We start from the raw sequence: 5,026 nt of genomic DNA, 5'->3' as shown, positions 1-5,026 counted from the left end.
CCACCAGCGCCCGCACCAGCCGGGGTGCGGCCCAGGTTCCCAGCGCACACCCGGCCGCCGACGCCACGAGCCCCATCGCCCCGGCCTCTCCGAGCAGCGTCCGCCGTACCTGGCCCGGTGTCGCCCCGGCCATCCGCAGCAGCCCCAACTCCCTTCTGCGCAGGGCGATCACGAAGGCGAAGGTCGACGCCGTGACGAACACGGACACGAAGGAGGTGACCCCGGCGGCCGTGCCGAGCAGCGCGACGACGGAGACCAGCTGCTCGGCGTCGCGCGCCGCGGCCGGATCGGCGAGCCGTCGGCCGTCTCCCGTCAGTACGCGGGCCCGGCCATCGACGACAGCCCGTACCGCGGCGACCGGCGCGTCGATTCCGACCGCGTCCCGCCGTCCGTCGCCGTCCATCCGTACTGGTCCCAACGCCCTTAGTTCCGTGAGGAGTTGGTTGTCCACAGGGTGTGGATGAGCGAGCTTCCTCGACACCTGGACGACGGACGGGCCGCGCCGCACCGGCACGGTGAGCGTGTCCCGGCCCATCACCACGACCGGCGAGGACGCGAACCGCTCCGGCGCCCGGGCCGGTGCGCCCACCGCCGAGGCGAGTCCCGCGAGCGTCGACGCCGACACCGCGACCCCCAGCGCCACGGCGACGAAGGAACCGAGCAGCGACGCCCACCGAGTGCGCAGCGAGGACAGGATCAGCACGGCACACCCTCCAGTCTGTGTCATGCCCCCATCGCACCGCGTCCGGCCCGCGCGGACACGACCACCAGCGGGCGTCCCGGAGGTGGGCCCAGCCCTACCCACCCAAAAAAAGTGTGACACTTCGGAGAAAAGTGACACACTTTTTTCAGGTCCCCCCTCCCCGCCACCCCATGAAACGATCGACAGGTGAGCAGCACCACCGGCACCGTCGAGCGCGCCTTCGAGGCCGCCCTCTACTCCGACACCCACGACGCCCTCGACACGGGCGCCTCGATCCTCGCCGCCGACCCCGCGGCCGACGCCGAACTCGACCGGCGCGGGCGGGAGTTCGTGGCGGCGGCCTGGCGACGCGGGTGGCAGCCCGCGGATGTCGTACGGCTGGTGCGGCGGGAGCTGGACGACGTACACGTACGACTCGTGTCCGAGCTGATCCGGGCGCAGGCACCCGACGACCGGGCGCGCGGCCCGCGCTGGTCCGCACAGCTGGACGAACTGGCCGCCGCCCCGCCGGCCCGCACCGACCGCTTCACCCAAGCCACCACCGCCCTGGAGCTGTACCGGCTGCTGCTGCGGCTGCCGAGTATCGAACCCCTGGACGAGCCGAAACGGCGGCACGACAGCGGGCGCCCCGCGTCCCGGATGCTCACCCGGATCCGCGCGCTGCTCGCGAAGGCGGAGGCGACCGGGTTCCCGGAGGAGGCGGAGGCGTTGAGTGCCAAGGCGCAGGAGCTGATGGCGCGGCACAGCATCGACGAGGCGCTGCTCGACGCGCAGGCGCCGGCGAAGGACGCGCCCGGCGCGTGCCGGATCGGCGTCGAGGCGCCGTACGAACAGGCGAAGGCGGTGCTGCTGGACGCGGTCGCCGGGGCGAACCACTGCCGGGCCGTCTGGAGCGAGGCCTTCGGTTTCTCGACCGTCGTCGGGTTCGAGGGGGATCTGGAGGTGGTCGAGCTGCTGTACACCTCGCTGCTGGTGCAGGCCACGACCGCGATGACGAAGGCGGAGGCGGCCCAGCGCGCGGGCGGGCGGCGGCGGACCAAGACCTTCCGGCAGTCCTTCCTCGCGGCCTACGCCCACCGCATCGGGACCCGGCTGGCCGAGGCCGCCGGGACACAGCTGACCGACGACCTGCTTCCGGTGCTCGCCACCCGCGAGGTCGCCGTCACCGGCCGGCTCGACGAGATGTTCCCGGAGACGACCACGACCCGGCTGCGCGGGGTCAGCGACGAGGCGGGCTGGACGCAGGGCGCCGAGGCGGCGGACCGGGCCCAGGTCGGGGCCCGGCCGCGGCTGGACTGACGGGCGTCAGTCGCCGGCCTGGGTGAAGGCGCTGACCGAGGCGTCCGAGTCGCTCACGGAGGTCTTGCCCTGGACGGGGCCGTACGACCACTTGTAGCTCGTGCTGTCGCTGCTGCCGGGCAGGGTGATGACCAGCTTCGTGGCGGCCAGGCTCAGCTTGTCGCCCGCCTTGCCGCGTACATAGGTGACGGTGAAGGACACCGCGTCGCCCTTGGCCAGCTTCAGCTTCTGTGCCTTGGCACCCTTCTGGGTGGAGAGGGCGACCTTGGTGCCGCCGCCCTCCAGGGAGGCGCCGGCGAAGCCGTCCAGGGTGCACGGCTTGCTCTGGTTGGTGAGCGAGACGGGAACCTCGCCCGTGTCGCCGGCGGACGGAGCGGTGCTGGCGGGACCGACCTGGACGGCGACTCCGTCGAAGGAGCAGGCCGAACCGTTCTTGCTGTCGGAGGCGGAGCCGCCGCTGCCGCCGCACGCGGTCAGGAGGAGGGCCGACGCGACGGCGGTGACGGCGAGGGGAATGGTGCGCATGAGGGGATCATCCCGCACCGGACGCCGGTCCGCCGACACGACCGGGACCGGGCCGCTACCCGAGGCCCGCCGTCGCCAGCTCGGACGGCAGCTTTCCGCCCTCGGCGCGGGTGTAGGTCTCCTTGCCGAGACTGCCCGACCAGGTGACCGAGAGGCCCGACTTGCTGATGGAGCCGACCATTCCGGTCGCTCGGGTCGTGCTCTTGTCCGTGCACTTGAGGTGGATCATCTTCATGCCCGCCTCCTCGCCCGCGGTCCCGCTGCACACGCTCCCGCCGGTGGTGAACAGGGCGGCCTGCTTGCCGGTGATCACCAGCGCCACGGCCTTGCCGTCGGTCGTGGCGAGCCAGCTGCCCTGCAGCCCGTCGGACGCGGCCGACGGACTGGCGCCGGTGGAGCCCCCGGAGTCCGCGGTGGCGGTCGGGGCCGAGGTCGCGGACGCGCTCGGCGTGGACGAGGCGTCGTCCTTGGAGTCGCCGCCGCTGCACGCGGTCAGGACGAGTGCGCCCGCCAGACCGGCGGCAGCCGCCGCGATCCGTACCGTCGACACCGTCGAAATCGCCGTAGTCACTGGTAGCTCCCAAGCTGTAGCGGGACGGCCGTCCGGTCGGCCTTGGCCGGACGACCGCAGCAAGCTACCAGGGCCTACCAGGAGGATTTGCGGACGCCGGGTAGGTATCCGCTGTGAGCCTGCCCGCGCAGGTTCACCCGGGACAGTCCGAACGCCCGGAAGTAGCCGCGGGGCCGCCCGTCGACCTGGTCGCGGTTGCGCACCCGGGTCGCGCTGGCGTCGCGCGGCTGACCGCGCAACTCACGCTGGGCGGCGGCCCGTTCGGCCTCGGTGGAGCCGGGCCGCCGAATGACCTCCTTCAACTCGGCCCGGCGTGCGGCGTACCGCGCGACAACCCGCTGCCGCTGCTCGTTCTTCGCGATCTTGCTCTTCTTGGCCATCAGATCCTCACCCCGCGGGCACGGATCCGGGCCACGGCCGCCTCGACGCCGATCGCGTCGACGGTCCTGATCCCCTTGGTGCTCAGCCGCAGCCGTACGTAACGGCCCTCGCCGGGCAGCCAGTAGCGCTTGGACTGGATGTTCGGGTCGAAGCGGCGCGAGGTGCGCCGGTGGGAGCGGGAGATGCGGTTGCCGAAGCCGGGCTGTGCGCCGGTCAGCATGCAGTGGGCGGACACGGGTGACGTACCTCTCCTCGATCGGGGCCGTAGCCGATACTGTTAATGGAATTCATTTTCAGTAAGGTAGCAGCATGGCTCGCAACGAACTCCGCCCGGTCATCAAGCTCCGGTCCACCGCCGGCACCGGCTACACCTACGTGACCCGCAAGAACCGCCGCAACGACCCCGACCGCCTCACCCTGCGCAAGTACGACCCGGTCGCCGGCCGCCACGTCGACTTCCGAGAGGAGCGCTGACCGCGATGCGCGAGAACATCCACCCGCCCTACGGCCCCGTCGTCTTCCGGGACCGGGCCGCCCACCACGCCTTCCTCACCCGCTCGACGATGACCAGCGCAAAGACGATCGAGTGGGAGGACGGGAACACCTACCCCGTCGTCGACGTCGAGATCTCGAACGTCAGCCACCCCTTCTACACCGGCACCGCCCGCGTCCTGGACACGGCCGGCCGCGTGGAGCGCTTCGAGCGCCGGTACGGAAAGCAGGACTGACCGTGCCCGACCTCTCCGTCGTGATCGTCGCCGGCCTGCACGCCGACGCCCGCCGAGCGACCGTCGCCCACCTCCTGCACGACGTACCCGGCAGCGTCGTACTCCACCACGACCTCGCTACGGCCGCCGCCGGCACGGTCGTCCGCACGATCAGGGACGCCACGGGCATCGTCTCCGCCGGCGAGACTCCCCTGGTCGACGACTGCGCGTGCTGCGCGCTGCGCGAGGACCTGGTCCCGGAGCTGCGCCGGCTGGCCGAGGCCGCTCAAGTCCGGCTGGCCATCGTCGAGTTGTGGGACTCCGTCGAGCCCAAGGCGATGGCCGAGGTGATCACGTCCGGCGGCCTCACGGTCACCGGCGTCATCACCGCCGTCGACCCGGCCCTGCTCCTGCCCTGCCTCGGCAACGGCGACGACCTCGCCGACGCCGGCCTCGCGGCGGCGGCCACGGACCAGCGCACGATCGCCGACACCTTCGCCCGCCAACTGGAGTACGCCCCCGTCCTCGCGATCCTCGACTCCGAGGAGGCCGACGACGAGGACCGGGAGCTGCTGGGGCAGTTGCACCCGACGGCGCGCCAAGTGCCGATCAGGGACGGTGAATTGGCAGGTGCCGCCCTCGCCGGTTTCGACGTCGAGGCCGCTGCCGCCGCCCAGCACCCCGCCTGCGCCCTGCTCCCCGTCGAGGCCGACGCGTACGGGGTGAGCACCTTCGTCTGGCACCGGTGCCGGCCCTTCCACCCGGAGCGGCTGTACGCCGCGCTGGAGGACCTGACCTGCGCCGCGGCCCGCAGCCGGGGCCGGTTCTGGCTCGCCGACA

9 protein-coding genes are annotated in these 5,026 nt (G+C 72.4%); 4 read left to right on the top strand and 5 right to left on the bottom strand.

The window, feature by feature from the left end; all coding sequences use genetic code 11:
* Positions 1-727 (bottom strand): FtsX-like permease family protein (locus R6V09_RS45630; protein WP_317887371.1); only part of this gene is annotated, 727 nt, incomplete at its 3' end.
* Positions 728-889: 162 nt separating this feature from the next.
* Between R6V09_RS45630 and R6V09_RS45625 the strand changes: the two genes are divergently transcribed.
* A complete protein-coding gene (locus R6V09_RS45625; protein WP_317887370.1) occupies positions 890-2,002 on the top strand; it encodes a DUF2786 domain-containing protein in 1,113 nt (370 codons plus the stop codon).
* A gap of 6 nt (positions 2,003-2,008) precedes the next feature.
* Here R6V09_RS45625 and R6V09_RS45620 read toward each other — a convergent pair whose 3' ends face one another.
* From R6V09_RS45620 to rpmB, 4 genes are all read right to left on the bottom strand, one after another.
* On the bottom strand, positions 2,009-2,527 hold the full coding sequence (locus R6V09_RS45620) for a DUF4232 domain-containing protein (protein ID WP_317887369.1): 519 nt from the start codon (positions 2,525-2,527) through the stop codon (positions 2,009-2,011).
* A gap of 55 nt (positions 2,528-2,582) precedes the next feature.
* On the bottom strand, positions 2,583-3,098 hold the full coding sequence (locus R6V09_RS45615; protein ID WP_317887368.1) for a hypothetical protein: 516 nt from the start codon (positions 3,096-3,098) through the stop codon (positions 2,583-2,585).
* A 74-nt stretch (positions 3,099-3,172) separates the two neighbouring features.
* Entirely contained in the window at positions 3,173-3,478 is a 306-nt protein-coding gene (gene rpsN / locus R6V09_RS45610; RefSeq protein ID WP_317887367.1) for a 30S ribosomal protein S14, read from the bottom strand.
* Entirely contained in the window at positions 3,478-3,714 is a 237-nt protein-coding gene (gene rpmB / locus R6V09_RS45605) for a 50S ribosomal protein L28 (protein WP_317887366.1), read from the bottom strand. The genes rpsN and rpmB overlap by 1 nt, the downstream gene beginning before the upstream one ends.
* Positions 3,715-3,788: 74 nt before the next feature.
* Here rpmB and rpmG point away from each other — a divergent pair, with 74 nt between their 5' ends.
* From rpmG to R6V09_RS45590, 3 genes are all read left to right on the top strand, one after another.
* Positions 3,789-3,953 (top strand): 50S ribosomal protein L33, encoded by a 165-nt coding sequence (gene rpmG / locus R6V09_RS45600; protein ID WP_030361075.1) that lies wholly within the window; start codon positions 3,789-3,791, stop codon positions 3,951-3,953.
* Between the two features lie 5 nt (positions 3,954-3,958).
* Entirely contained in the window at positions 3,959-4,207 is a 249-nt protein-coding gene (locus R6V09_RS45595; protein WP_317887365.1) for a type B 50S ribosomal protein L31, read from the top strand.
* A 2-nt stretch (positions 4,208-4,209) separates the two neighbouring features.
* Positions 4,210-5,026, top strand: an 817-nt coding sequence (locus tag R6V09_RS45590; RefSeq protein ID WP_317887364.1) for a GTP-binding protein, incomplete at its 3' end; no start/stop codon positions are given.

It is taken from the genome of Streptomyces sp. W16 (genome assembly GCF_033194735.1).
GTDB lineage: Bacteria > Actinomycetota > Actinomycetes > Streptomycetales > Streptomycetaceae > Streptomyces.
This window is presented reverse-complemented; position numbering and strand designations above follow the sequence as displayed.

What these genes read in the sequence shown, in the direction of transcription:
- R6V09_RS45620 (WP_317887369.1), bottom strand. Translation starts at nt 2,527, where the DNA reads ATGCGCACCATTCCCCTCGCCGTCACCGCCGTCGCGTCGGCCCTCCTC.
- rpsN (WP_317887367.1), bottom strand. Translation starts at nt 3,478, where the DNA reads ATGGCCAAGAAGAGCAAGATCGCGAAGAACGAGCAGCGGCAGCGGGTT.
- rpmG (WP_030361075.1), top strand. Translation starts at nt 3,789, where the DNA reads ATGGCTCGCAACGAACTCCGCCCGGTCATCAAGCTCCGGTCCACCGCC.
- R6V09_RS45595 (WP_317887365.1), top strand. Translation starts at nt 3,959, where the DNA reads ATGCGCGAGAACATCCACCCGCCCTACGGCCCCGTCGTCTTCCGGGAC.